This is a genomic window from Tabrizicola sp. TH137, assembly GCF_002855575.1.
In the GTDB taxonomy this organism is placed as follows: Bacteria; Pseudomonadota; Alphaproteobacteria; order Rhodobacterales; family Rhodobacteraceae; genus Paragemmobacter.
The window spans coordinates 121,157-145,420 of the sequence record NZ_PKRQ01000005.1 but is presented as its reverse complement, the minus strand read 5'-3'; the positions used below and the strand labels follow the sequence as shown (position 1 = coordinate 145,420).

Below are 24,264 nucleotides of genomic sequence, written 5' to 3'. Positions count from 1 at the left end.
TCCCGGGCGCGGCTGTATGGGCCGCCAATGCCGAAAACCGTTCCGGCGGATGGGCCGGGCCGGCAATCACAAACCGGAGCGCGGACGTGGTGATGACCGCGCAACCGGTGCCAACAGGGAACGAGGGAGTTCACGGAATGTCGTCAACTACAACGAACGGCGAGCTGCATCGCGCGCTGGATTGGAAGGGTGCCTTCTGGGTTGCCGCGGGGGTGCCCCCGCTTGTGCTGTTTTCGCTGGGCGGGATTGCCGGCGTGGCCGGGCAGGCGGCCTTTGTCGTCTGGATGCTGTCCATGTGCATGGGCTTTCTGCAATCCTTCACCTATGCGGAAATGGCGGGCATGTTCGGCAACAAGTCGGGCGGTGCTTCTGTCTATGGCGCCACGGCCTGGCTGCGCTATTCCAAGCTGATCGCGCCGCTGTCGGTCTGGTGCAACTGGTTCGCCTGGTCGCCGGTGCTGTCGCTCGGCTGCGTGATCGCGGCGGGGTATATCCTGAACGCGCTCTTCCCGATTCCGCTGGCCGAAAGCCAGGCGGTGGTGGATTGGGTGGCGGCCAATCTTGCCAATTACACCGCCGAGACCCCCGCCGTGGCGGAATACATGGCCGCCAATGCCGGATCGACGGTCGAGGCCGCCATCACGGCGGTTGCGACGGCGGATGGCGTGGCAGCCCTGACCCCGGCCTTCCGGGTGTGGGAGGCCTTCAACATCGCGGTGCCGGGTCTGGGGACGCTGCACTTCAACTCCACCTTCGTGATCGGCGTCATCCTGATGTCGATCATCTTCATCATCCAGCATCGCGGTATCGCCTCCACCGCGAGCGCGCAGAAGGTGCTGGCGGTGATCGTGCTGATTCCGCTCTTGCTGGTGGGGATCGTGCCGATCCTGACGGGCCAGATCGACAGCATGAATGTCACCGGCATCGTGCCGCCGACCGCCGCCTATTCGGGCGAGAACGGCGCATGGGATATCGGCGGCTGGACGCTGTTCCTGGGTGGCATGTATATCGCCGCCTGGTCCACCTACGGCTTTGAAACCGCGGTCTGCTATACCCGCGAATTGAAGGACCCCAAGACCGATACCTTCCGGGCCATCTTCTATTCCGGCCTGCTCTGCATCGTGTTCTTCTTCCTGATCCCCTTCTCCTTCCAGGGGGTTCTGGGCCATTCCGGGATGCTGGCGACCGGCATCGTCGATGGCACGGGGATCGCGGCAGCGCTGGGCGGGTTCCTGGGATCGTCCAATGTCATCATCCAGCTTTTCGTCATCCTGATGATCATGGCGCTGTTCCTGGCCATCATGACGGCGATGGCGGGGTCCTCTCGCACGCTCTATCAGGGGTCGCGGGACGGCTGGCTGCCGAAATACCTGAGCAAGGTGAACGGCAATGGCGCCCCGACAGGCGCAATGTGGACGGATTTCGGCTTCAACCTGATCCTTCTTGCGCTGGCTTCGGATGTGGCGGGCTACTTCTACGTCCTCGCCATCTCCAACGTCGGCTACATCCTGTTCAACTTCCTGAACCTGAACGCGGGCTGGATTCACCGGATCGATTCGCCGCATATGGAACGGCCGTGGAAGGCGCCCACCGTCCTGATCTGGATCAACACGGTGCTGGCCTTCGTCAACGCGCTCTTCCTTGGCGCCGGGGCAAAGGTCTGGGGCTATTCCAACGCGCTCTGGGCCGGTCTGATCTTTGCCGCGCTGATCCTGCCGGTCTTCGCCTGGCGGCATTACATCGTGGACAAGGGGCATTTCCCCAAGGAAGCGATGGAGGATCTGGGCCTGTCGGACCACGGCGATCTCGGGCCGCGCCGGGCCGGGATGCTGCCCTATCTCGCGCTGATTGCGGGTGCGGCGGTGGTGCTCTGGTCCAACTGGTTCTTCGTGCTGCCGGGCTGATCGGGGCCGAACCTGACGACGGAAAGGGGCGGCCGCAGGGCCGCCCCTTTGCCATTCCGGGATGCCGGGCTTCCGCGCTGCCGATTCTTCGGGCGGGACGCGGCGGTTTTCGGCGGTGCGGGCCGGAAACGGACAGCGAACTTTCCCTGAGAGGAAAACTTTTTGCACAAGAAGGTTGATTTCGAGGGGGGATGGTTGGAGAGTATCGGCAACAAACAAGTCCATCGGGAGGGACGGAGATGACGAACTCGTGGCGCTTTTCCACGCTGGGTGACCGGCACCGTGCGCTGGGATCGAACCTTGAGGATTGGAGCGGGATGGGAACCGCCTGGTCCTATGACGGCGACCCGGATGCCGAATACATGGCAATCCGCACCAAGGCCGGGCTGATGGATGTGTCGGGCCTCAAGAAGGTTCACATCACCGGGCCGGCGGCGAGCCATGTGGTCGAACGGGCCACGACCCGGAACATGGAAAAGCTGATGCCGGGCCGGTCGGTCTATGCGACCATGCTGAACGATCAGGGCAAGTTCATCGACGACTGCGTGATCTACCGCATGGCCCCCAATGCCTTCATGGTGGTCCATGGGTCGGGGCAGGCGCATGAGCAACTGACCATGGCCGCCACGGGCCGCGATGTTTCCATCCGCTTTGACGACAACCTGCATGACCTGTCGCTGCAAGGCCCGCTGGCGGTGGAGTATCTGGAAAAGCACGTGCCGGGCATCCGCCAGCTTCCCTATTTCGCCCATATGCAGACCAGCCTCTTCGGCAAGCCCGCCATGATCTCGCGCACCGGCTATACCGGCGAGCGGGGGTATGAGCTGTTCGTGCGCGGGCAGGATGCGCCGATGATCTGGGACCGCATCCTTGACGAGGGCAAGTCGATGGGGATCATCCCCTGCCGCTTCACCACGCTCGACCTGCTGCGCACCGAAAGCTATCTGCTCTTCTTCCCCTTCGACAATTCCGAGATGTATCCCTTCGAGGATGAAGGTCCGGGCGATACGCTGTGGGAACTGGGCCTCGATTTCACCGTCTCCCCGGGTAAGGTGGGCTTCCGCGGCGCGGAAGAGCATTACCGTCTGAAGGGCAAGGAACGGTTCAAGATATGGGGCCTGAAGATGGAAGGCACCAATCCGCCCGGCAATGGCGCGCCCGTGTTCCAGAACGGCAAGAAGGTTGGTGTGGTCACGCAGGCGATGTATTCGCCGCTGAACAAGCACAACATCGCCATCGCCCGCATCCCCGTCGATTGCGCCAATAACGGGACGAAGCTGGTGGTCAATTGCGCCACCCACGGGGAAATCCCGGCCGTGACCCATTCGATGCCCTTCTACGACGTGGAAAAGAAGCGCCGCACGGCGAAGGACTGAAACGCCAGGGGCGCGCGCCGCAGCATCGCGGCGCGCCTCCTTCACAACCGGGGCCAGCCGGAACTCGCAGGACCATGAGCCAGACCGTTTTCGAAAAGTCGATCCGCAGCCGCCCGGTCTATGGCCTGCTGCAACCGCGCGCGGGCACCGCGCATCTCTGCGTGGCCGATGGCGAAGGGGCGGGGGCGATCTGCGACCTCTTTGCCAAGGCCGGGGCCGAGGCGCCCGCGATGCTGGCGCGCACCCATATCATCTACATGCCCAGCAGCGCGAACGGGACGGACGACTTCGCCAGTCTTGAGGCGCTGGGGGCCGCGCAATGCCACCGCTCGCCCTCCTTCTGGGCGGCAGAGCCGCGCTTGAAGAAGGTGCTGGCCGATGCCCATATGGGCCTTCAGGTCTATCTGGCGGGGACCGAGACGCTGATCGGCCTTGCCCAGCGCGATGTGATGGAGGCGGGGCTGCCGCATGACGCCGTGCAGACCGAACATCGCGGATCGCTGGCCCGCCGGGTGCAATGCGTCCATTGCAAGGGGATCACCGAAAACGTGACGACCGACCCCTTCATCTGTTCCCATTGCGGGCTGAACCTCTTTGTCCGCGACCATTACTCCCGCCGCCTTGCGGCCTTTCAGGGGGTGAATATCGACGCCGAGGAACCGGGCAATGTCCCCCCGGCGGTGGAGCGTTTCAAATGAGCGTCGGGGCCCCGAGGATAGACGTCACCGTGACCGAGGTGGTGGAGGTGAACCCCCTCATCAAGCGGTTCCGCTTCGAACGCGCGGATGGCGGGGACATGCCGCATTTTTCCGGCGGGGCGCATGTGGTGGTCGAGATGGACGATCACGGCACGCGGCGGATGAACCCCTATTCGCTCATGTCCGATCCTTCGGACACGAAGGGCTATGAAATCTCGGTCCGCCGGGATGAGGCAGGGCGGGGCGGGTCGCTGTACATGCACCGCCATGTCGTGCCGGGGATGCGGATGCAGATCGGGCATCCGGTGAACCTCTTCCCGCCGGATGCGCGGGCGAAGAAGCACCTCTTCCTTGCGGGCGGCATCGGGATCACGCCCTTCATGTCGATGATGTCCCAGCTTGCGCCCCGCGGCGTGCGGTTCGAACTGCACTATTCCGTGCGGTCCGAGGCGCTGGGGGCCTATGTGGACCGGCTCAAGAACGCCTATCACGAACGCGTCCACATCTATGTGGATGACAAGGGGCAGGCGATCGACCTGAAAACCCTGCTCGCCACCCAGCCGCTGGGCACTCATCTCTATGTCTGCGGGCCGAAGGGCATGATCAATTGGGTGAAATCCACGGCCCATGCGATGGGCTGGCCCGTGAACACCGTCCATTCCGAGGAATTCCTCGCCCCGCCCGTGGGGCAGCCCTTCACGGTGGAACTGGCGGCATCCGGCAAGACCGTGCAGGTCGGGGCCGCGCAGTCGATCCTGGAGGCGATGGAGGCGGCGGGGGTGGATGCGCCCTATCTCTGCCGGGGCGGGGCCTGCGGGCAATGCGAGACGAATGTGATCCGTTGCGACGGCCATATCCACCACCACGACCATTGGCTTTCCGATGACGAAAAGGCCAGTGGAACCAAGATCATGCCATGCGTGTCGCGGTTCGAGGGCAAGTCCCTCGTCCTTGACCGCTGAGGGAGGACGCGATGGGTTTCGAGTTCAACAACGAGACGTTCCGCAACGATTTCACCTTCAAGAATTCGGAACGTGCGATCAAGCGCTTCCCGTTCCCCTTCGACCGGGACGATTACATGTATTCCGTCAATATGGAGCCGCATGTGCCGGGCCGCCCGGGATCGGTCTTCGAACATGCCTTCGACGTGGATGAGCATTATCTGGCCGAGATGCGCGACCGCGACCTTGTCCTGAAGGAAGACCCGCTGCGCTGCCAATCCCTGCCGCATATGGAACTGGCCGGGTGGGACCTTCTCGAACTCATCATGGAAAGCAAGGCGCGCGACTATCCGCACTGGTTCGAGTTGCACAAGACCGGCAACCGCTGGACCTGGATCAACAGGCCGATGCAGATCGAACAGACCTTTACTTTCCTCGATCCCTCGACGCTGCCCTATGGGCCGATGGAATACATCACCCGCCAGACCCAGGGCGATTTCACGCTTCAGGACCAGCGCGACGAAAGCCTCTGGATCGAAGCGGGGATGGTGACGACGCAGGCCGACTGGTCGCTCGACTTCGACATCGGGATGAGCTTTCACGAATGGCACGCCCCCGTGCCCTTGGCGCATGAGAAGGGGGTCTTCGACCGCGCGCTGAAATTCCTGCTGAAGCTTCAGCACGGTGCCCCGGTGCGGCGGTTCAACTGGACCCATACGGTGGACCCGCTGCTGGATACGAGCCCCGAGAACTATCCCAAATGGGGTCCGACCCGGACCGAGATCACGATGGAAAACCTCGGCCAGCGGATGCATCTGCGGGTGGAGTTGCAGACGCTGTGGCGCCTGCCGCGATCCAATGCCATCGCCTTCCCGATCCGCTGCTATCTGATCAAGTATGACGAACTGGTCACCGTGCCGAAATGGGCGCGGCGGATGCATCGCGTGGTGCGCGACATCCATCCTGACCTTGCCGCCTACAAGGGCTTTCTGCGCAACCGCGATCTGATGACGGCATGGCTGGCGCAATATGACGATGGCGCGCCCACCTCGCCGGGCTGGTGGCCGGAGGATTGAGACAATGACCGAGGGCGGGCAGCCCACCACGCTCGGCTTCCTGCTGTTTCCCGGTTTTCCGATGGCCTGCCTCACCTCGGCCATCGAACCGCTGCGGGCGGCGAACGAGATCGTGGGGCGGCGCGAATTCGCCTGGCGGCTGCTGGCCGAAGAGGCTGGCCCGGTGCGCTCTTCTGCCGAGGTGAAATTTGACCCCGACGCCACGCTGACAGAGGCGGGGCCGCTGGATTGCCTGTTCTTCCTTTCCATGCCGCAGTCGAATTTCGTCCATCCGAAACGCTCCAACGCGCAGGTGCGCTGGATGGACAGGTCCGGGGTGGTTCTGGGCGGATTCTCCGGTGGTATCTTCCCGCTGGTGCGGTCGGGGGTGATGGGCGGGCATGTCTGTTCGGTCCACTGGTGCTATGACGCGGCCTTCAAGGCCGAGTTTCCCGATATCGCCGCCAGCCAGTCGGTCATCATCCGCGACCGTCGGCGCCACACCGCCAGCGGGGCCGGGGCGGTGTTCGACCTGATGCTGCGGATGATCGAGGAAAAGCTGGGCCGCGACACGATGACGGAAGTGGCCTGCTGGTTCCAGCACCCCTTCGTGCGCGCCGATGATGCCTCGCAGAAGGTGCCGGTTCAGAAACGCGGCGGAACCGACGACATGCTGCCCGAGGCGATCCGGCAGGCGATCCAGGTTTTCTCCGACCATATCGAGGACCCGGTGCAGATCTCCGACGTGGCCGAGGCGCTGGGTATTTCGGAACGCCATCTGGAGCGCAGCTTCAAACAGGCGACTGGGCAGAGCCCGCTGAAATACTACCGCCTGATGCGGTTGAAGAAGGCGCGGCAGAAGGTGCTTTATTCCACCCAGTCCATCACCGAGATCGCGCTGTCGGTCGGCTATGCCAGTTCCACCCCCATGACCCGCCATTATGCCGAAGCCTTCGGCGTGAACCCGGCGGATGAACGGCGGCGCCTCGTCGGCCTGCGCGGCCTGGCCGGGGCGCTGCCGCCTTCGGAATAGTCAGGCCAGACCCAGCGCCGCGATCCCGGCAAAGACCAGCGCCACGCCGCCCCATTGGAAGGCGCGCATGGGTTCGTGCAGGAATTTCCACGCCAGAAGGATCGTCACGATCCCGAAGATGGACGAGGCGACCGAGGCATATTCGGCATTCTCCATCCCCCCCGCCAGCGTCACCGCGCTGACCGCGCAGACGTCGAGACAGCCCATCAGCAAAAGCGCGGGCCATATGCCGCCAAGGCCCGCAAAGGAGGGACGCCGCTGCAACAACCAGACCCCCGCGATGACCAGCGCCGTGACGCGGGTGATCGCCGCCACCGGCATATGCGCCCCCGTCTCGGCCGACCATTGCGCCAGCCCGAAGGTGACCGCAAAGGAGACGGAGGCCAGCGCCGCCCATCCCGCCGCCGCCACCCGGCTGCCTGACGAGGCACCGCCTTCCCCCCGCGCCACGATGGCGACACCGGCCACCACGGCCAGCACGGCCAGCCATTCCTGCAACCCCGCCTCTTGCCCCCGCGCGATGGCGAAGAGAACCGACAGCACGGGGTAGGACCCGCAGATCGGGGCCACCAGCGACACCGGCCCGATGGTGAAGGCGCGGTAGAGCGCGATATTCGCGCAGACCGTGCCGACGCCCGCCGCCAGCGCCAGCAGCACCTGCTGCGTCCCGATCGCCCCCCAGCCGCCCACCAGCAGCGCGATGGGGACCAGCGGGATCAGGCCGAAGATGGTGACCAGCGCGAACATCGCCGCCACGTCGGCCTTGCCGCCCACACGGCGGATGGTGAAATCATGCAGGCCCCAGCACAGCGCCGCGACAAGTCCGAGGGAAACTGCGATCACGGCGGGGCCCCATTTGCTCATCATGGCGCTTGCCCGGACGGCGCGCGCCGCATATTCTTTTTGTGAAACAGTTTTTACACTGATGCAACTCTTCAGGAGGGCAGGGCATGCTTGATCTCTATCCCAGGGTCATCCCCGGCCCGCCACGGCCCAGCCGAATCCTGACCGCCGCCTCTGCTCTGCCGCAGTCCGGCAAGGAACGGTATGAGGTCGCGGGCAACGGCGCCATCCTGATCCGCATTTCCGCCGGAGACCGGGTGACCATCGCGAATACCGAAGGCGGCCAGCGCGCCGAACTGGTGGCGGCGGATGACAGGGGGCGGATCGACGCCGGGATCCTGGGTGTGGCAGCCAATTCCGATGCGGGCGGGCTGAAGGCCCTGCTTGCCGCCGGGCCGCGCCTCGGCAGCGGGATGGGCGGCCTGCGTCTGGGTCTGGAACGGCGCGGGATCGACCTTGCCACGGCAGGGGCGGTGGCGGTTTTCGGGGCAGAGACTCCGGCGGGGCTGGAGGAAAACTTTACCATCACCCGTGACGGCGTGCTGGTCATCGCCGCGCCGGGCGGCGAGATGGCCCCCGACGGTCAGGATACGGCCACGCCGATCCTTGTTCTCGTGCAGCGCTCCGCCCTGCTGACGGTGAAGCAGTTCGATCTGCCCGATCCGCTGGCCGATCCGGTGCTGGACCTGCGGGTGAAATCGGCCACGGCCAAGGCCTATTTCGTCAAGGCGGGTGACTATATCCAGATCATCGACGTGGACGGGCGGCAATGCACCGATTTTCAGGCCTTCGCCGCCCGCAAGCTCGACAAGGGCATCGAACATGCGCTGGACGTGACCACCTCGCGCACCCTGATGGGCCATGCCTATTCGATGCCGGGGCTGCATTCGAAATACTACGATCAGGACATGCTGCCCCTGCTTGAGGTGGTGCAGGATACCGTGGGCCGCCATGACGCCTTCGCCATGGCCTGCGCCGCCAAGTATTACGATGACATCGGCTATCCCGGCCATGCCAACTGTTCAGACAACTTCAACGGCGCCTTGGCGGAGTTCAACGTGTCGAGCCGCCCCGGCTGGATGGCGGTCAACCTCTTCTTCAACACCGGCATCGACGCGCATGGCGTGCTCTACAGCGACGAACCCTGGTCGCGGCCCGGCGATTATGTCCTGTTCCGGGCGCTGACCGATCTGGTCTGCGTGTCCTCGGCCTGCCCGGACGACACATCGCCCGCCAATGGCTGGTATCTCAGCGACATTCATGTCCGCACCTATTCCGGGGCGGAGAAGTTCAGCCGGGCCATCGCCTGGCGCGCCACCCCTGACTCGGAGCCGAAGATGACCAAGGACACCGCCTTCAGCGAACGGACGGGGGCGCTAACGCGCCATGTGGTGGAATACAAGGGCTATTGGCTGCCGCAGGTCTATTCCTCCAACGGCGCGATCGAGGAATACTGGGCCTGCCGCGAAAAGGCCGTGGTGCTGGACCTGTCGCCTTTGCGCAAGTTCGAGGTGACGGGACCGGATGCCGAGGCGCTGATGCAATGGACGCTGACGCGCGATGTGAAGAAGCTGAGCGTGGGTCAGGTCGTCTATTCCGCCATGTGCTATGACCATGGCGGAATGATCGACGACGGCACTTTGTTCCGGCTGGGGCGCGACAATTTCCGCTGGATCGGCGGCGATGACTACGGCGGCATCTGGCTGCGCGAACAGGCCGAAAAGCTGGGCCTGAAGGTGATGGTCCGCTCTTCCACCGATCAGTTGCACAACCTCGCCGTCCAGGGGCCGAACAGCCGCGAGATCATGTCCCGCATGATCTGGACCGCGCCGCATCAGCCCTCCATCGCCGAACTCGGCTGGTTCCGGCTGACCGTGGGCCGTCTCGGCGGGCCGGAGGGCGCACCGGTCGTGGTGTCGCGCACCGGCTATACCGGGGAGCTTGGGTTCGAGGTGTTCTGCCACCCCAAGGATGGCAACGCCGTCTATGATGCCGTGTGGGAACATGGCCGCGATCTGGGGTTGAAACCGATGGGCCTTGCCGCGCTCGACATGGTGCGGATCGAGGCGGGGCTGATCTTCGCGGGCTATGATTTCAGCGACCAGACCGACCCGTTCGAAGCCGGGATCGGCTTCACCGTGCCGCTGAAATCCAAGACCGACGATTTCATCGGGCGCGAGGCGCTGATCCGGCGCAAGGAAAACCCGCGCTGGAAATTCGTGGGGCTCGACATCGACGCGAATGTCGATGTGGGCCATGGCGACCCGATCCATCTGGGCCGCGCGCAGGTCGGGGTTGTCACCTCCTCCATGCGGTCGCCGCTTCTGGGCAAGAACATCGCGCTGGCGCGGGTGGATGTGGCCCATGCCGAGGTCGGAACCGCGCTGGAGGTGGGCAAACTCGACGGCCAGCAGAAGCGCCTGCCGGCAGTGATCGTGCCGCTTTCGCATTACGACCCCAAGAAGACGCGCCCGCAGAGCTGAGGATTAAGGGTGGCGGGGCAGGGCGCTTTGCGCTAATTCCCGGCCATCCCCTGCTTGCGAAAGGATGCCAAGATGAAGGCCGCCGTCGTCACCTTCCCCGGTTCCAACTGCGACCGCGACCTTGCCGTCGCCTTCGAACGGGCGGGATGGGATGTGGCCCGCGTCTGGCACAAGGATACCGACCTGCCGCCCGGCGTGGATGTGGTGGGCATTCCCGGCGGGTTTTCCTTCGGCGATTACCTGCGCTGCGGCGCGATTGCCGCGCAATCGCCCATCGGCGCGGCGGTGAAGGCCCATGCCGCGCGCGGCGGCTATGTGCTGGGCGTCTGCAACGGATTTCAGGTCCTGACCGAGATGCAGCTTCTGCCCGGCGCCCTGATGCGCAATGCGGGGCTGAAATTCGTCTGCCGGATGCAGGGCCTGCGTGTCGCCACCACTGACAGCGCCTTCACCGCAGACTATGGCCGGGGGCAGGTGATCACCGTCCCCGTCGCCCATCACGACGGCAATTACACCATCGACGCCGAAGGTCTTGCCCGGTTGCAGGCCGAGGATCGCATCGCCTTCACCTATGACCAGAACCCCAACGGGTCGATGGCGGATATTGCGGGCGTCCTGTCCGAGAATCGCCGCGTGCTGGGAATGATGCCCCATCCCGAGCGGGTGGTGGACCCGGCGCAGGGCGGAACCGACGGCGCGGCGCTGTTCAAGGCGCTGATGGGCGGGTTGACGCTTGCCTGACGGGGGCTTTCCCGCGGCCCGCTTGAAGGGGCCAGCGGCGCGGGCCTAGATTGGTGTCATGCAGGACGCCGACCTCCAGACTCCCGAGACCGACAGCCCGCCCGGCATCTCGTGGCGGGTGAAGCTTGTGATCGGCCTGCTGGTGCTGCTGGCCATCGGTGTGGTGCTGGTGACCAACCGCTGGCTTTCCGAACGTTTCACCGAAACCACCCGCAACCGGGCCGAATTGCGGCTTGCGCTTTACTCCGGGAACATGGTTTCGGAGTTGCAACGGACCTCGGTCGTTCCCCTGCTGCTGGCCGGTGACCCCGCCCTGATCGAGGCGCTGCGCAATGGCAGCTATGCCGACACATCGCAGAAACTGATCCGCGTGCAGTCGGAAATCGGGGTCGCCTCGATCCTCCTGATCGACGCCGATGCCCGCACGGTGGGGGCGACCAACCGCAACCTGTTGGGGACGAACCACCGCAACAGCGCCTATTTCGTAGAGGCGCAGCGCAACAAGGATACCGTCTTCACTGCGCAGGCGCGCGAAGGCGGGGGGTTCGACTTCACCTATTCCCGTGCCGTTCTGGTGGATGGGCGTTTCGCGGGCGTGATCGTCGTCGCGGTCGATCTGATGAAATACGAACGCGCCTGGGCGGGCCTTCAGGACGCGGTCATGGTGACCGACAGCGAGGGGACGGTGATCCTCGCCACGGAACCGCGCTGGCGTGGGCTGCCGATGGAAGAGGCGCTGGCGGTGCGCGACGCGCCCTCGGCGCTCAGCCGCGCCTTGCAGGCGACGGCGGATTGGGCGCAGGCCCCGCCCGATGCCTATGTCCGCGGCGAGGCGGTGATGAAGACCGAGGCGCGGGTTCCGTTTCGCGGTTGGCGCATGGTGACCTTCACCGCCTATGACTCGGTCCGCGAACGGGTGAATGGCATCCTCGCGCTGGAGATCATGGGCTTTGCCATCCTGATGGCGCTGACCTTCTACTTCCTGTCCCGCAAGGCCTGGTCGCAGAGCGTGAGCTTTCAGAAGGAATCCGCCGAATTGCGGATGCTGAACGCCCGCCTGCAACGCGAAATCGCGGAACGCGAGAAGGTGCAGAAGGACCTTGCCGTTGCCGAACTCACGCTGGCGCAATCCTCCAAGCTGGCCGCGCTGGGCGAGATGTCGGCGGCCGTGTCGCATGAATTGAATCAACCACTTGCGGCGATGAAGACCTATCTCGCCGGGGCGCGGCTTCTGCTGCAACGGAAGCGGCCGGAAGAGGCGCTGTCATCCTTCCAGCGGATCGACGATCTGATCGAACGCATGGGGGCGATCACCCGGCAGCTCAAATCCTATGCCCGCAAGGGCGGCGAGGCTTTCGAGCCGGTCGATCTGCGATCGGCCCTGTCGGGTGCCCTGTCGATGATGGAGCCGCAGTTGAAACAGCGGGTGGTCAAGATCACCCGCACCCTGCCGCGGATGCCCGTTATGGTGATGGCCGACCGCATCCGTCTGGAACAGGTCATCATCAACCTTCTGCGCAACGCGCTGGACGCCACGCGGGACCGCAGCGATCCGCAGATCGACCTGATCCTGTCTTCGGGCGATGTGGCGATGCTGGCGGTGCGCGACAATGGCACGGGAATCAAGGACTTGGACAATCTGTTCGAGCCTTTCTACACGACCAAGAAACCCGGCGAGGGGGTGGGGCTTGGCCTTGCCATCTCGTCCGGGATCGTGAACGACCTTGGCGGTCGTCTGACCGCGCGCAATGCCGAAGGCGGCGGCGCGGTGTTCGAGATGCAACTGCCCTTGCTGGGCAAGGAAGTCGAAGCAGCGGAGTGAGGTGGACATGGCACGCGCGATGAAGGTGGCGATCGTCGATGACGAGGCGGACATGCGGCAGTCCATCAGCCAGTGGCTGGCGCTTTCCGGTTTCGATACAGAGACTTATGCCAGCGCCGAAGAGGCGCTGAAGGGCATAGGGCCGGAGTTTCCGGGCGTCGTGGTCAGCGACATCAAGATGCCGGGGATGGATGGCATGGCCTTCCTGAAGCGGCTGATGGGGATGGATTCGGGCCTGCCCGTGATCATGATCACCGGCCATGGCGACGTGCCGATGGCGGTAGAGGCGATGCGGGTCGGGGCCTATGACTTTCTGGAAAAACCCTTCAATCCCGACAGGATGACGGAACTGGCCAAGCGGGCGACGCAGGCCCGCCGCCTGACGCTGGACAACCGCGCACTGCGGAAGGAGTTGTCGGACGGGTCGATCCTGATGAAGAAGCTGATCGGGTCGAGCCCGGTGATGGACCGGCTGCGCGAGGATATTCTCGATCTGGGTCAGGCAGATAGCCATGTCCTGATCGATGGCGAGACGGGCACGGGCAAGACGCTGGTCGCCCATGCGCTGCATGCGGTGGGGCCGCGCGCATCGAAGAAATTCGTCACCATCTCCTGCGCCGCATGGTCGGAGGATCAGTTGGCGGCCAAGCTGTTCGGCCCGTCCGAGGATGGGCAGATTCCGCTGGTGGAAGAGGCGCGGGGGGGGACGCTCTGCCTTGAGGATGTGGAGGCACTGAGCCAGCCCTTGCAGGCACGGCTGCTGACGCTGATCAACGATCAGGGCACCCCGCCCGAGACGCGCATCATCGCCATCTGTAACGAACATGCCCCCGACAAGACGCTGGAAGATGTGCTGCGGTCGGATCTCTACTACCGCTTGGGGGCTATGACCATTCTCTGCCCACCCCTTAGGGTGCGGGGCGAGGATATCCTGACGCTGTTCACCCGCATGTCGGAGCAATTCGCCGAGGAATACGGCTGCGACGCGCCGCAGGTGACGGCGCAGGAGGCGGCGCAGTTGTTGCAGGCGCCCTGGCCGGGGAATGTGCGGCAGCTTGTGAATATCGCCGAACGGGCGGTCTTGCAGAACCGCCGGGGATCGGGGTCGATTGCATCGCTTCTGATGGCGGATAACGAGGCGACGGGGCCCGCGATGACCACCGAAGGCAAACCCTTGAAGGAATATGTGGAGGCCTTCGAGCGGATGCTGATCGACAACACGATGCGGCGCCACAAGGGCAGCATCGTCGCGGTGATGGACGAGCTTTGCCTGCCGCGCCGGACCCTGAACGAGAAGATGGCGAAATATGGCCTCAGCCGGGCGGAGTATACCTGAAACGGCATTAACCTGCTGAAATCGTTTAAAAAGCCTGTGCCGCATCCTGTGCCGTATCCTGTGCAGCAAACTGTGGCCACAGGGTGCAGCCTGCCCGCCCGTTAACCTTAACCAGTGGTTGATTCTGGGCCTCCCCCTTGCACCCCTCGGTGACGGGATGCAGGGGGCGGTTAAATTCACCCATTGTGTTTTGCGCGGCTTTGCCGCTAGGGTCACGGGACGCGGGGTTTGCCCCGCCGATGAATTCTCTGCCCAGCCCCGCCGGACCTGTGGAATGGACCGTGAGGCTGGCAGTCGGATCGGCCGAAAGGTCGTCAGTTTGCCCGTCAGGTCACAAGACGCAGCGGGCTTAATCAGGTGGGCGCCGTCAGGCGCTCGAAAGAGAACCGCGATGACGCGCGCTATTTCGATGACGAAAGCCGAGGGGTGCCCACCGGGCATGGCCCGGCCCATCGTTCCGCGCCGTCTTGCCCAGACAAGCCGCCTTCCCATGTCCGACCCCGATCCCGGAGTTCGCTCCGGTCGGGCAAGGCCTGGCCGGGGCGCATCAGGATATCATGGCCAAGAAGATGCTTATCGACGCCACGCATGCGGAAGAGACCCGCGTCGTGGTGGTGGACGGAAACAAGGTTGAAGAATTCGACTTTGAGACGGTGAACAAGCGCCAGCTTGCTGGCAACATCTACCTCGCAAAGGTCACTCGGGTGGAGCCGTCATTGCAGGCGGCCTTTGTCGATTACGGCGGGAACCGGCATGGTTTCCTTGCCTTCGCGGAAATCCATCCGGATTACTACCAGATCCCCGTCGCGGACCGGAAGGCGCTGCTGGAGGAAGAGCGCGCCTATAACCGCGCGCAGGAAGAGGAAGAGAACCGCCGGTCGCGCAGCCGGTCGCGCCCGCGCCCCGAAGGCGCGCGCCGCGATGCGGTGAAGACGGTCGAGATCGGCGGGATGGATGTCGTCGATCTGGGCGAGGAGGAGGGCGAAGAGGCCACGGCCATCGTCGCCGAGACCCCCGCTACCGAGACTGCGGCGCCCGAGCAGGGGCATGAGCAGGGCCACGATCATGGCCATGGGCACGACCATGGGCATGACCATGGCGAGGGCGGCGAGGCCGGGTCGGAAACCGGCGAACGGCCCTATCGCGCGATGGACCATGCCAGCGAAACCGATGACGAGATCGAATCGGTCGCCGAAGAGGATGTCGCCGAAGAGATCAGCGCGCCCCGCAAGCCGCGTCCGCGCAAGTACAAGATTCAGGAAGTGATCAAGGTCCGGCAGATCATGCTGGTCCAGGTCGTGAAGGAAGAGCGCGGCAACAAGGGCGCGGCGCTGACCACCTATCTCTCGCTGGCGGGCCGCTATTGCGTGCTGATGCCCAACACGGCGCGGGGCGGCGGCATTTCCCGCAAGATCACCCAGGCCGCCGACCGCAAGAAGCTGAAGGAAATCGCAGGCGAGATCGAGGTGCCGGAAGGCGCGGGACTCATCATCCGCACGGCAGGTGCCAAGCGCACCAAGGCCGAGATCAAGCGCGATTACGAATATCTGATGCGGCTGTGGGAACAGATCCGCGAACTGACACTGAAATCCATCGCGCCGGCGGCGATCTATGAGGAAGGCAACCTCATCAAACGGTCGATCCGCGATCTTTACAGCCGCGAGATCGACGAGGTTCTGGTCGAAGGCGAGGCGGGCTATCGCACCGCCAAGGATTTCATGCGGATGATCATGCCGTCCCACGCCAAGGTGGTGAAGCGGTATGAGGATACGATGCCGCTTTTCGCCCGCTATCAGGTGGAAAGCTATCTGGGCGGCATGTTCAACCCAGTGGTGCAGTTGAAATCCGGGGGCTACATCGTCATCGGGGTGACCGAGGCGCTGGTCGCCATCGACATCAACTCGGGCCGGGCCACCAAGGAAGGGTCGATCGAGGAAACCGCGCTGAAGACGAACCTCGAGGCGGCGGAAGAGATCGCGCGGCAATTGCGCCTGCGCGACCTGGCCGGTCTGATCGTGATCGACTTCATCGACATGGAAGAGCGGAAGAACAACGCCGCTGTCGAAAAGCGCCTGAAGGAAAAGCTGAAGACCGACCGCGCCCGCATCCAGGTGGGCCGCATCTCGGGCTTTGGCCTGTTGGAAATGAGCCGCCAGCGGCTGCGTCCGGGGATGCTGGAAAGCACCACCCAGCCCTGCCCGCATTGCCATGGCACGGGTCTGATCCGGTCGGATGACAGCCTCGGCCTGCAAATCCTGCGCGCGCTGGAGGAAGAGGGGACGCGGAAACGGTCCAAGGAGGTGCTGCTGAAGGCGCCTGTGGGGATCGTGAACTTCCTCATCAACCAGAAGCGCGAACATATCGCCCTGATCGAGGCGCGCTATGGCATGAGCGTGCGGGTCGAGGGCGATCCCTCGCTGGTCAGCCCGGATTACGTGATCGAGAAATTCAAGACGGCGACGCGGGTCGTGCCGGAACCTTCGACGGTGATCTCGGGCCATGCGGGCCTGATGGGCGCGCCGGTGGACGAGGAGGAGGACGAAGATCTGCCCTTCGACGAGGAACTGGACGAGGTCGAGGAGGCCGAGGTCGCGGAAGAGCCGCGCGAGGCGCGGGCCGAGGGCCGGGCCGAAGGGCGGGGCGATGGCCGCGCCCCGGCGCCGGGCGAAGGTGGCGGCAAGAAGAAGCGCCGTCGGCGCCGGAAGAAGAAGCCGGGCGGGCCGAATGGCGTGCCGGGTTCTGACAGCGCGATGACGGCGGGCGAGGGCGGCGAAGGGTCCGAGAGCGACGAGGAGGACGGCGAGGAAGCCGATGCCGCCGCGACTGAGTCCGTGACGGAAACCCCGGCCGAGGCTGTGGCCGCGCCGGAGCCGGAGGCCGAGGCGCCGAAGAAGAAGGTGACCCGGTCGCGCAGCCGCAAGACGGCGGCGCCGGTGGTGGCGGCTGTGGCAGAGGCGGCAGCAGAGGCTGCGGCAGAGGCCCCCGCCGCTGTGGCGGAGGTGGCCGGTGAGACGGAAGAGACGGCGGCGAAGCCTGCAAAGAAGGCCCCCGCCAGCCGGTCACGCGCGAAGAAGAAGCCCGAGGCGGAGGCTGTGGCAGAAGCCGCGGCAGAGGCCCCGTCCTTCCCCGCCGATCCGGGCCTTGCACCCGCGCCGGAGGCCGCGCTGATTGCCGATCCGGGCGAGGCGGAGGTGGCGGCCATCGCCCCGGCCCCCGCGCCGGAAGCGGCGGCCGAAGAGGGCCCGCCGAAGCCGCGCAAGAAGGGCTGGTGGTCGCTGGGCCGATAAGGCCTGCGGCTGGAACGATCAGGGGGGCCGGGGCGCGATGTCCCGGCCCTTTTCCTTGCCGTGGCCAGTGAAGCGGAGCGCCTTGCGGCGCAAGTGTCCTGGGTCGCCTGCGCGGCCTGCGCCGCTTGGCTCCGCCGGGGGTCCCCCCCGGACCCCCGGAGTATTTTGGGCCAAGATGAAGGGGCGGTCGTCAGGCGAGGGGGGCGGGGCCGCGTTCGATGAGATAGGCGGTGACGGGGCCGGTCTCTTCTGCCGCGAGGAAGCGGTGGCCGGTTTCGGCGCAGAAATGCGGCAGGTCGATCGCGGCCATGCGGTCTGTCGCGGTGAGGCGCAGGATCTGGCCCGGTGCCATGGCCGCCAGCGCCTTGCGGGCGCGCAGCACGGGCAGGGGGCAGAGCAGCCCTTCGCAATCGAGGGTGAGGTCGGGGGTGCGGGTCATGGCGGCGTCATAGCCCAAGGGGCGGGGCCACGGCAATGTGACGAAGGGCGCTGGTGACGGCGGGCGCGGAAGCGGGTAAGGGAGCGGAATGTTCGGCGTGGAGATCATGGAAGCGGGAATGGGCGCGGCAATGCTGGTGGCATTGCTGGGCGGCATCCTGTCTTTCCTGTCGCCTTGCGTCCTGCCCATCGTGCCGCCCTATCTGGCCTATATGGGCGGCATCTCCATGGGCGAGATGACGGGGGGCGGCGCGGCCCGGCGGCGGGTGATGCTGCCGGCGCTGTTCTTCGTGCTGGGGCTTTCGACGGTCTTCCTGCTGCTCGGCTTCACCGCCAGTGCCTTCGGGGCCTTCTTCCTGCAAAACCAGACGATCTTTTCGCAGGTGGCGGGGGCCGTGGTCCTGATCTTCGGGCTGCATTTCCTGGGCGTCTTCCGCATCGGTCTTCTGGACCGCGAGGCGCGGCTGGATGCGGGGGATCGCGGCGGATCGGCCTTCGGGGCCTATGTGCTTGGCCTGGCCTTCGCCTTTGGCTGGACGCCCTGCATCGGGCCGCAGCTCGGGGCCATCCTGTCGCTGGCGGCGCAGGAAGGATCGGTGCAGCGCGGCACGGTTCTTCTGGGCGTCTATGCGGCGGGGCTGGGGATCCCCTTCCTGCTGGCCGCGATGTTCATCGAACGCGCCATGGGCATCATGCAGCGGCTGAAGCCCTATATGAAATGGATCGAGCGGGCGATGGGCCTGCTTCTGGTCGGGGTCGGGCTGGCGCTGCTGACCGGGGCTTTCACCGATTTCAGCTGGTGGCTTCTGGAAACCTTCGACAGGTTGGGCATTCCTCTCTTGGGCTGAGCCCTGCGACGCGCCATAGTGGGGGCCGGTGCGGGGTGCAGGCAGGGTGCAGGGTGTTTCGATGACGGAACTGGGGCCACGGGATACCGGGCAGGTGCGGCGGCGGCGCGTCTTCTATATTCCGGGTTTCGATCCCTTGCAGACGCGGCGCTATCGGCAGTTCTACCGGCAGGAAGGGCCGCGGCAGGCGGCCATTTCCGGTTACGCGCTGGAGGTAGGGGCAAAGCCCGCAGGCCTCGCCCATGGCTGGAGCGTGACCGCCCAGATCGACGGCGAGGAGGTGCGCGCGGAGGTCGAGGTGCTGGCCTGGGCCGACATCATCAGCGGGTCCATGCGGCGGACGATTGCCGCGACCTATGGGCAGATGCTGCGCACGGCCTTCATCTATGTCGCCTCCGGGGCGCTGTTCCGGCTGGGGCGGCTGCGCAAGGGGCCGACGCTGGCGGCGCTTTATCCGGTGGTTATGCTGTCCTTGCAGGCGGTTCTGGCGGCGCTGGCGGGATGGGCTGTCGGGCGGGGCCTTGTGGCGCTGCTGCCGGGGCCTTTCGGCATCGCGCTGGGCCTGCCGGCGGGGCTGGCGCTGGGCTGGGCCGTGCTGCGCCTGTTCCAGCGGGCGGATCGCCGCTTCCTCGCCTATTACCTGATGCATGACTATGCCTTTTCGGCCGGGCATTGGGGGGCCTATCCGCCCCAGCTTGACGCGCGGATGGCGGAATTCGGCGCCCGCATCCGCGCCGCGCTGGAGGGCGAGGTGGATGAGGTTCTGGTCGTGGGCCATTCTTCCGGGGCCATCCTCGGGGTGACGATCCTTGCCGATCTGCTGCGCGCCGGTCTGCCGGGGCGGGGGGCGGTGCTGTCCTTCCTGACCCTGGGGCAGGTGGTGCCGATGGTGTCCTTCCTGCCCGAGGCGAAGCGGCTGCGCGCGGATCTGGCCTATCTCTCGGCGCAGGACGAGGTGACCTGGGTCGATGTCACCGCGCCGGGGGATGGCTGTGCCTTTGCGCTTTGCGATCCGGTGGCGGTGACGGGGGTGGCGCCTGCGGGCAAGCGCTGGCCGCTGGTGATGTCTTGCGCCTTCACCCGGACCTTCAGCCCCGAGCGCTGGCGCAAGATGCGCTTTCGCTGGTTCCGGCTGCATTTCCAATACATGTGCGCCTTCGACCGGCCCGGCGATTACGACTATTTCCGCATCACCGCAGGGCCCCTGACGCTGGGCGCGCGCTATCGCGGCAGGGCACCGTCGAAAAGCCGGATCGAGCGGCCGCTTTCGGGCCATCGGAGCCTGGCATGAGGGTGCCGAAGCCTGCACCACGCCCCGACCGCGTGTCGCTCTGGCGCTATCTGCGGCTGTTCCGGGAAGACATCCTTTCGGCCCAGCCCGCGCGGCTCTATCGCGCCTGGATGGCGGAGTTTCGCACGCCCTTCTTCCGCAGCTACATGTGCAATGACCCGGCGCTGGTGCGGCGGGTCTTGCAGGAGCGCCCCGACGATTTCCCGAAATCCGACCGGGTGCGCGAGGGGCTGGCGCCGCTGCTGGGCCAGTCGGTCTTTGTCACCAACGGGGAGATGTGGAAACGCCAGCGCCGGATCATCGACCCGGCCTTCGAAGGCGGGCGGCTGCGCGATACCTTTCCGGCGATGTGGGCGGCGGGCGAGGCGGCGGTGGCGCGGATGGGCACGGGCCTGGTGGAGGTGGAGGAGTTTGCCAGCCATGCGGCGGCGGATGTGATCTTTCGGACGCTGTTTTCCATCCCCATCGAGGATCGGGATGCGACGGCCGTCTTTCATGCCTTTCGCGCCTATCAGCGGACGCAGCCGATCCTGAACCTCGCGGCCTTTGTCCCCCTGCCGCGCTGGCTGCCGCGCGGGTTCCGGCGCGGCACGCGCGCGGCGGCGGCCGAGATCCGCCGTCTGATCACCGCGATGACGGCCCGGCGGGCGGCAGAGATCGCGGCGGGGACGGCGCCCGACGATCTGGCCACGAAGATCATGGTGACGGCGGACCCTGTGACGGGGGAACGGTTCGAAACCGAAGAGATGGTGGATCAGGTCGCCATCTTCTTCCTTGCGGGGCATGAGACGAGTGCAAGCGCCCTGGGATGGGCGCTCTGGCTGCTGGCGGCGCATCCGGAGGTGCAGGAGGCGGTGGCGGCCGAGGCGGCGGGGATGGTGCCGGAGTTTTCGGCCCTGTCGCGGCTGAAACTCACCCGCGATGTGTTCCGCGAGACGCTGCGCCTGTTCCCGCCCGTGCCGATGATGGTGCGCGAGACGACCTGCCCCGAGGACTTCCGCGGGCGGGCGGTGAAGCCGGGGGCGCAGGTGGTGCTGTCCTCCTGGCATCTGGGGCGGCATGAGCGGATCTGGTCAGATCCCGATGGCTTTGATCCCGCCCGCTGGGGGCGGGAAGAGACGAAGGCGGCGGCGCGGGACGGCTGGCTGCCGTTTTCGGCGGGGCCGCGGGTCTGCACGGGGGCGGGGTTCGCCATGGCAGAGGGGGTGCTCCTGCTGGCGATGCTGGCCCGGGCCTTCCGCTTCGAGGTGGTGGAGGGGCGGGTGCCGGTGCCGGTGGCGCATCTGACGGTGCGGGCGAAGGACGGGATCTGGCTGCGGGTGACGCGGCGGGGGGGCGAAATCTGACGCAGATTTCGCGACGATTTCTGCACGCAGAAATCGGGTGGCAGGCGCGGCGCTTGTTGGCGGAATTTGCGTCAAATTCCGCTGCGATTTCTGCGTCAGAAATCGCTATACGACGCGGCGGATCGGTTCCTGATTGCAGATGATGATGAACTGGCCCGAATTCTCCAGCACAGGAAAACCGCGCCGCCGCATCTCGGCCAGGAACACCTCGCGGCCCACATAGCGCTCCACGTCGCGGACCTGCCGCCGGATGACCCCGCCATCCCGCGCGGCTTGCGAGTTGAAGAGATGGGCGATCCATCCCTCGGTCGTATAGGGCAGAAGAGTGCGGTTCATGCTTGCAGCCTGCCGCAGACAGGTAAACACCCGGTTAACCGCGATAGCGCCGCAGCACGAAGACGCGGATCGCCGAGGCGAGGCCCACATCGCCCTCGCGCGCCTCGTCCACCTCCACCGCAAGCTGGTTCAGCGTAAGGCCCCGCTCGGTGGCGATGGCGCGGAAGGCCTGCCAGAATTCCTCTTCAAGGCTGACGCTGGTGCGATGCCCGCGCAGGGTGAGCGAATGCTTGGCGGGCCGCGCGGTCATTCATCCCTCTTGTGGGCGTCGAGGTCGCGGGCGGCCTTTTCCGCCCGCGCCTGCTCAAGCTCCCGCTCGGCCCTTGTCCGGCCGAACTTCGCGGCATTCTCGTCCCCCTTGGCGCGGGCGGCCTTGCGGGCCGCCTCCTTCCGTTTCGCGCGCAGGTTGACGATTTCGGCCATGGGTCAGCCTTTCGGCCCGATCATGTCCTCCGGCCGCACCACGCGGTCGAAGGTCTCGGCATCGACGAAGCCGAGGGCAATCGCCTCTTCCTTCAGGGTTGTGCCGTTCTTGTGGGCGGTCTTGGCGACCTTGGTCGCGTTGTCATAGCCGATGGTGGGCGCCAGCGCCGTCACCAGCATCAGCGATTCCTTCATCAGCTTGTCGATCCGCGCCACATTGGCCTGCGTGCCCACCACCATATTGTCGGTGAAGGACCCCGCCGCATCGCCCAGAAGCTGCATGGATTGCAGGACGTTGTAGGACATCATCGGGTTATAGACGTTCAACTCGAAATGCCCCTGGCTGCCGGCAAAGCCCACCGCCGCGTCATTGCCCATGACATGGGCGCAGACCATGGTCAGCGCCTCGGCCTGGGTCGGGTTCACCTTGCCCGGCATGATCGACGATCCGGGTTCATTCTCCGGCAGGATCAGCTCGCCCAGACCGGAACGGGGGCCGGAGCCCAAAAGCCGCAGGTCATTGGCGATCTTGAACAGCGCCGCCGCCACGGTCTTGAGGGCACCCGAAAACATCACCATCGCGTCATGGGCGGCCAGCGCCTCGAACTTGTTCGGCGCGGTGACGAAGGGCAGGCCGGTGATCTCGGCGATCCTTGCCGCAACACGGGTATCCCAGCCGACACGGGTGTTGAGCCCCGTGCCGACGGCAGTGCCGCCCTGGGCCAGTTCATAGATGTCGGGCAGGCAGGCCTTCACCCGCGCGATGCCCTTGTCCACCTGCGTCGCATAGCCGCTGAATTCCTGGCCCAGGGTCAGGGGCGTGGCATCCTGCGTATGGGTGCGGCCGATCTTGATGATGTCCTTGAATTCGTTGGACTTCGCCCAGAGCGCCGCCGACAGCTTTTCCAGCCCCGGCAGCAGCACGTCGCGGGCCATCATGCCGATGGCCACATGCATGGCGGTGGGGAAAGTGTCGTTGGAGGATTGCCCCATGTTCACGTGATCATTCGGATGGACCGGCTTCTTCGACCCCATCACACCGCCGAGCATTTCGATCGCGCGGTTCGAGATCACCTCATTGGCGTTCATGTTGGACTGGGTGCCCGATCCTGTCTGCCAGACGACAAGGGGGAAGTTGTCGTCGAACTTGCCGTCGATCACCTCCTGCGCCGCCGCGGCGATGGCGTTCCCCAGTTCGGGCGCGATATCGCCCTGGTCGATATTGACCAGCGCGCAGGCCTTCTTGATGACCCCCAGCGCGCGGATGATGGCGACGGGCTGGCGTTCCCAGCCGATGGGGAAATTGATGATCGACCGCTGGGTCTGCGCGCCCCAGTACTTGTCGGCGGGAACCTCGAGCGGGCCAAAGCTGTCGGTCTCTGTGCGGGTGGCGGACATGGGCAAGCCTCCTGTTTTCGCTCTGCCCGCCTTAGCCGGGGGCGCGCGCGAAATCAATTGGCATACCGTCGCATACCGTGAGGGCCGAAGAATTTTCGTCCGAAAATTCTTCGCTTTCGAAAAATCTTCGGACGAAGATTTTTCGGCCCCTGCGGGGCATCACTGCTTGCGGAACTTGTCGAGGCTGACGATCTCGGCATCCTGATGGGGCGGCGGATCGTCGTCGCCGTCATCGTCGCCATCGTCCTCCTCTTCGTCGTCGCTGTCGTCATGCGTCTCGAAGCGCAGGCCGAATTCCACGGAAGGATCGACGAAGGTGCGCACCGCATCGAAGGGGATGACGAGCGGTTCCGGCTGGTTTCCGAAATTGAGCGTCACGGTGAAATGGTCCTCGGTTACCGTCAGGTTTTCGTACCAGTGTTGCAGCACGACGGTCATTTCGGACGGGTAGCGGTCCTTCAGCCAATCGGCGATGGCGACGCCGGGATGGGTGGTGTCGAAGGTGATGAAGAAGTGATGCGCGCCCGGCAGCCCGTCGCGGGCCACGTCGCGCAGGACAGTCTGGATCAGGCCGCGCATCGCCCGGTGCATCAGGTTGCCGTAGTCGATGGATCGGGCCATGCGCTGTCCTTTCCGCTGCTCATGCCAATTAAGGGGAATTCGGG

General features: G+C 65.4%; 21 protein-coding genes. 14 read left to right on the top strand and 7 right to left on the bottom strand.

Annotated features, from left to right (window positions below; genetic code table 11):
• Positions 1 to 137 precede the first annotated feature (137 nt).
• From C0V75_RS15735 to C0V75_RS15710, 6 genes are all read left to right on the top strand, one after another.
• Positions 138 to 1,904 carry an APC family permease gene (locus C0V75_RS15735; protein ID WP_101921920.1) on the top strand — a complete coding sequence of 589 codons (1,767 nt, stop codon included), beginning with the start codon at positions 138 to 140 and terminating at the stop codon, positions 1,902 to 1,904.
• A 239-nt stretch (positions 1,905 to 2,143) separates the two neighbouring features.
• Complete coding sequence (locus C0V75_RS15730; protein ID WP_101921919.1) at positions 2,144 to 3,280, top strand: aminomethyltransferase family protein; 1,137 nt, start codon at positions 2,144 to 2,146, stop codon at positions 3,278 to 3,280.
• Positions 3,281 to 3,354: 74 nt separating this feature from the next.
• Complete coding sequence (locus C0V75_RS15725; protein WP_101921918.1) at positions 3,355 to 3,978, top strand: dimethylamine monooxygenase subunit DmmA family protein; 624 nt, start codon at positions 3,355 to 3,357, stop codon at positions 3,976 to 3,978.
• On the top strand, positions 3,975 to 4,940 hold the full coding sequence (locus C0V75_RS15720) for a PDR/VanB family oxidoreductase (RefSeq protein WP_101921917.1): 966 nt from the start codon (positions 3,975 to 3,977) through the stop codon (positions 4,938 to 4,940). Before C0V75_RS15725 ends, C0V75_RS15720 begins: the two co-directional genes overlap by 4 nt.
• Positions 4,941 to 4,951: 11 nt before the next feature.
• A complete protein-coding gene (locus C0V75_RS15715; RefSeq protein WP_101921916.1) occupies positions 4,952 to 5,995 on the top strand; it encodes a DUF3445 domain-containing protein in 1,044 nt (347 codons plus the stop codon).
• Positions 5,996 to 5,999: 4 nt separating this feature from the next.
• Complete coding sequence (locus tag C0V75_RS15710; protein WP_101921915.1) at positions 6,000 to 7,007, top strand: GlxA family transcriptional regulator; 1,008 nt, start codon at positions 6,000 to 6,002, stop codon at positions 7,005 to 7,007.
• On the opposite strand, the gene C0V75_RS15705 is transcribed toward C0V75_RS15710, so the two are convergent.
• The gene (locus C0V75_RS15705) at positions 7,008 to 7,850 is read right to left on the bottom strand and encodes a DMT family transporter (RefSeq protein ID WP_158241853.1); all 843 of its coding nucleotides are present in this window, start codon (positions 7,848 to 7,850) and stop codon (positions 7,008 to 7,010) included.
• A 107-nt stretch (positions 7,851 to 7,957) separates the two neighbouring features.
• On the opposite strand from C0V75_RS15705, the gene C0V75_RS15700 reads away from it, so the two are divergent.
• The 5 genes from C0V75_RS15700 (at position 7,958) to C0V75_RS15680 (ending at position 17,519) form a co-directional block, all read left to right on the top strand.
• Positions 7,958 to 10,333, top strand: a complete 2,376-nt coding sequence (locus tag C0V75_RS15700) for a DUF1989 domain-containing protein (RefSeq protein WP_101921913.1) — start codon at positions 7,958 to 7,960, stop codon at positions 10,331 to 10,333.
• A gap of 72 nt (positions 10,334 to 10,405) precedes the next feature.
• A complete protein-coding gene (gene purQ, locus C0V75_RS15695) occupies positions 10,406 to 11,074 on the top strand; it encodes a phosphoribosylformylglycinamidine synthase subunit PurQ (protein WP_101921912.1) in 669 nt (222 codons plus the stop codon).
• A 58-nt stretch (positions 11,075 to 11,132) separates the two neighbouring features.
• Entirely contained in the window at positions 11,133 to 12,896 is a 1,764-nt protein-coding gene (locus C0V75_RS15690) for an ATP-binding protein (RefSeq protein ID WP_101921911.1), read from the top strand.
• A gap of 7 nt (positions 12,897 to 12,903) precedes the next feature.
• Positions 12,904 to 14,232, top strand: coding sequence for a sigma-54 dependent transcriptional regulator (locus tag C0V75_RS15685; RefSeq protein ID WP_101922117.1), 1,329 nt, complete (start codon positions 12,904 to 12,906; stop codon positions 14,230 to 14,232).
• Between the two features lie 557 nt (positions 14,233 to 14,789).
• Positions 14,790 to 17,519, top strand: coding sequence for a ribonuclease E/G (locus tag C0V75_RS15680; protein WP_101921910.1), 2,730 nt, complete (start codon positions 14,790 to 14,792; stop codon positions 17,517 to 17,519).
• 190 nt (positions 17,520 to 17,709) lie between these two features.
• Here C0V75_RS15680 and C0V75_RS15675 read toward each other — a convergent pair whose 3' ends face one another.
• Positions 17,710 to 17,958: a sulfurtransferase TusA family protein gene (locus C0V75_RS15675; protein WP_101922116.1), complete on the bottom strand. Its 249-nt coding sequence runs from the start codon at positions 17,956 to 17,958 to the stop codon at positions 17,710 to 17,712.
• A gap of 88 nt (positions 17,959 to 18,046) precedes the next feature.
• On the opposite strand from C0V75_RS15675, the gene C0V75_RS15670 reads away from it, so the two are divergent.
• The 3 genes from C0V75_RS15670 (at position 18,047) to C0V75_RS15660 (ending at position 21,442) form a co-directional block, all read left to right on the top strand.
• Positions 18,047 to 18,805: a cytochrome c biogenesis CcdA family protein gene (locus tag C0V75_RS15670; RefSeq protein ID WP_101921909.1), complete on the top strand. Its 759-nt coding sequence runs from the start codon at positions 18,047 to 18,049 to the stop codon at positions 18,803 to 18,805.
• 61 nt (positions 18,806 to 18,866) lie between these two features.
• Complete coding sequence (locus tag C0V75_RS15665) at positions 18,867 to 20,096, top strand: hypothetical protein (protein WP_101921908.1); 1,230 nt, start codon at positions 18,867 to 18,869, stop codon at positions 20,094 to 20,096.
• Entirely contained in the window at positions 20,093 to 21,442 is a 1,350-nt protein-coding gene (locus C0V75_RS15660; RefSeq protein WP_101921907.1) for a cytochrome P450, read from the top strand. Before C0V75_RS15665 ends, C0V75_RS15660 begins: the two co-directional genes overlap by 4 nt.
• A 105-nt stretch (positions 21,443 to 21,547) precedes the next feature.
• Here the strand turns inward: C0V75_RS15660 and C0V75_RS15655 are convergent, their stop codons facing one another.
• From C0V75_RS15655 to C0V75_RS15635, 5 genes are all read right to left on the bottom strand, one after another.
• The gene (locus C0V75_RS15655; protein WP_101921906.1) at positions 21,548 to 21,778 is read right to left on the bottom strand and encodes an N-(5'-phosphoribosyl)anthranilate isomerase; all 231 of its coding nucleotides are present in this window, start codon (positions 21,776 to 21,778) and stop codon (positions 21,548 to 21,550) included.
• A 34-nt stretch (positions 21,779 to 21,812) separates the two neighbouring features.
• Positions 21,813 to 22,028 carry a ribbon-helix-helix domain-containing protein gene (locus C0V75_RS15650; protein ID WP_101921905.1) on the bottom strand — a complete coding sequence of 72 codons (216 nt, stop codon included), beginning with the start codon at positions 22,026 to 22,028 and terminating at the stop codon, positions 21,813 to 21,815.
• Entirely contained in the window at positions 22,025 to 22,201 is a 177-nt protein-coding gene (locus tag C0V75_RS15645) for a DUF4169 family protein (protein WP_101921904.1), read from the bottom strand. The genes C0V75_RS15650 and C0V75_RS15645 overlap by 4 nt, the downstream gene beginning before the upstream one ends.
• A gap of 3 nt (positions 22,202 to 22,204) precedes the next feature.
• On the bottom strand, positions 22,205 to 23,599 hold the full coding sequence (gene fumC / locus C0V75_RS15640; RefSeq protein WP_101921903.1) for a class II fumarate hydratase: 1,395 nt from the start codon (positions 23,597 to 23,599) through the stop codon (positions 22,205 to 22,207).
• Positions 23,600 to 23,758: 159 nt separating this feature from the next.
• On the bottom strand, positions 23,759 to 24,220 hold the full coding sequence (locus C0V75_RS15635) for an SspB family protein (RefSeq protein ID WP_101921902.1): 462 nt from the start codon (positions 24,218 to 24,220) through the stop codon (positions 23,759 to 23,761).
• Positions 24,221 to 24,264 lie beyond the last annotated feature (44 nt).

Coding starts and splice junctions, on each gene's coding strand:
- C0V75_RS15685 (WP_101922117.1), top strand. CDS start 12,904: ATGGCACGCGCGATGAAGGTGGCGATCGTCGATGACGAGGCGGACATG.
- C0V75_RS15710 (WP_101921915.1), top strand. CDS start 6,000: ATGACCGAGGGCGGGCAGCCCACCACGCTCGGCTTCCTGCTGTTTCCC.
- C0V75_RS15700 (WP_101921913.1), top strand. CDS start 7,958: ATGCTTGATCTCTATCCCAGGGTCATCCCCGGCCCGCCACGGCCCAGC.
- C0V75_RS15725 (WP_101921918.1), top strand. CDS start 3,355: ATGAGCCAGACCGTTTTCGAAAAGTCGATCCGCAGCCGCCCGGTCTAT.
- C0V75_RS15715 (WP_101921916.1), top strand. CDS start 4,952: ATGGGTTTCGAGTTCAACAACGAGACGTTCCGCAACGATTTCACCTTC.
- C0V75_RS15670 (WP_101921909.1), top strand. CDS start 18,047: ATGTTCGGCGTGGAGATCATGGAAGCGGGAATGGGCGCGGCAATGCTG.
- C0V75_RS15720 (WP_101921917.1), top strand. CDS start 3,975: ATGAGCGTCGGGGCCCCGAGGATAGACGTCACCGTGACCGAGGTGGTG.
- C0V75_RS15675 (WP_101922116.1), bottom strand. CDS start 17,958: ATGACCCGCACCCCCGACCTCACCCTCGATTGCGAAGGGCTGCTCTGC.
- C0V75_RS15635 (WP_101921902.1), bottom strand. CDS start 24,220: ATGGCCCGATCCATCGACTACGGCAACCTGATGCACCGGGCGATGCGC.
- purQ (WP_101921912.1), top strand. CDS start 10,406: ATGAAGGCCGCCGTCGTCACCTTCCCCGGTTCCAACTGCGACCGCGAC.
- fumC (WP_101921903.1), bottom strand. CDS start 23,599: ATGTCCGCCACCCGCACAGAGACCGACAGCTTTGGCCCGCTCGAGGTT.
- C0V75_RS15690 (WP_101921911.1), top strand. CDS start 11,133: ATGCAGGACGCCGACCTCCAGACTCCCGAGACCGACAGCCCGCCCGGC.
- C0V75_RS15680 (WP_101921910.1), top strand. CDS start 14,790: ATGGCCAAGAAGATGCTTATCGACGCCACGCATGCGGAAGAGACCCGC.
- C0V75_RS15650 (WP_101921905.1), bottom strand. CDS start 22,028: ATGACCGCGCGGCCCGCCAAGCATTCGCTCACCCTGCGCGGGCATCGC.
- C0V75_RS15645 (WP_101921904.1), bottom strand. CDS start 22,201: ATGGCCGAAATCGTCAACCTGCGCGCGAAACGGAAGGAGGCGGCCCGC.
- C0V75_RS15655 (WP_101921906.1), bottom strand. CDS start 21,778: ATGAACCGCACTCTTCTGCCCTATACGACCGAGGGATGGATCGCCCAT.
- C0V75_RS15735 (WP_101921920.1), top strand. CDS start 138: ATGTCGTCAACTACAACGAACGGCGAGCTGCATCGCGCGCTGGATTGG.
- C0V75_RS15665 (WP_101921908.1), top strand. CDS start 18,867: ATGACGGAACTGGGGCCACGGGATACCGGGCAGGTGCGGCGGCGGCGC.
- C0V75_RS15730 (WP_101921919.1), top strand. CDS start 2,144: ATGACGAACTCGTGGCGCTTTTCCACGCTGGGTGACCGGCACCGTGCG.
- C0V75_RS15660 (WP_101921907.1), top strand. CDS start 20,093: ATGAGGGTGCCGAAGCCTGCACCACGCCCCGACCGCGTGTCGCTCTGG.